This window comes from Klebsiella sp. GG_Kp146, from assembly GCF_040061975.1.
In the GTDB taxonomy this organism is placed as follows: domain Bacteria; phylum Pseudomonadota; class Gammaproteobacteria; order Enterobacterales; family Enterobacteriaceae; genus Klebsiella; species Klebsiella quasipneumoniae.
This window is the reverse complement of record NZ_JBEAHA010000036.1, coordinates 1-1,055: the sequence shown is the minus strand read 5'-3', so window position 1 is coordinate 1,055 and position 1,055 is coordinate 1. Positions and strand designations below refer to the sequence as shown.

Sequence of the window (1,055 nt, the reverse complement as noted above, 5' to 3'; positions counted from 1 at the left end):
GCTGCCATCACTACCGTACTGGCTAAAACCTACGGTGGTTCCGCTCGCGCATTCGACCAGATCGATAACGCGCCGGAAGAAAAAGCTCGTGGTATCACCATCAACACCTCTCACGTTGAATATGACACCCCGACTCGCCACTACGCGCACGTAGACTGCCCGGGCCACGCCGACTATGTTAAAAACATGATCACCGGTGCTGCGCAGATGGACGGCGCGATCCTGGTTGTTGCTGCGACTGACGGCCCGATGCCGCAGACTCGTGAGCACATCCTGCTGGGTCGTCAGGTAGGCGTTCCGTACATCATCGTGTTCCTGAACAAATGCGACATGGTTGATGACGAAGAGCTGCTGGAACTGGTTGAGATGGAAGTTCGTGAACTGCTGTCTCAGTACGATTTCCCGGGCGACGACACTCCGATCGTTCGTGGTTCTGCTCTGAAAGCGCTGGAAGGCGACGCAGAGTGGGAAGCGAAAATCATCGAACTGGCTGGCCACCTGGATACCTATATCCCGGAACCAGAGCGTGCGATTGACAAGCCGTTCCTGCTGCCGATCGAAGACGTATTCTCCATCTCCGGTCGTGGTACCGTTGTTACCGGTCGTGTAGAGCGCGGTATCATCAAAGTGGGTGAAGAAGTTGAAATCGTTGGTATCAAAGAAACCGCGAAAACCACCTGTACTGGCGTTGAAATGTTCCGCAAACTGCTGGACGAAGGCCGTGCTGGTGAGAACGTAGGTGTTCTGCTGCGTGGTATCAAACGTGAAGAAATCGAACGTGGTCAGGTACTGGCTAAGCCGGGCACCATCAACCCGCACACCAAGTTCGAATCTGAAGTGTACATTCTGTCCAAAGACGAAGGCGGCCGTCATACTCCGTTCTTCAAAGGCTACCGTCCGCAGTTCTACTTCCGTACTACTGACGTGACTGGCACCATCGAACTGCCGGAAGGCGTAGAGATGGTAATGCCGGGCGACAACATCAAAATGGTTGTTACCCTGATCCACCCGATCGCGATGGACGATGGTCTGCGTTTCGCAATCCGTGAAGGCGG

General features: G+C 54.7%; 1 protein-coding gene. It reads left to right on the top strand.

All coding sequences use genetic code 11. The annotated features are described in order from the left end of the window. On the top strand, window positions 1-1,055 hold a 1,055-nt coding region (gene tuf, locus ABLU95_RS21485; RefSeq protein ID WP_048979769.1), incomplete at both ends, for an elongation factor Tu.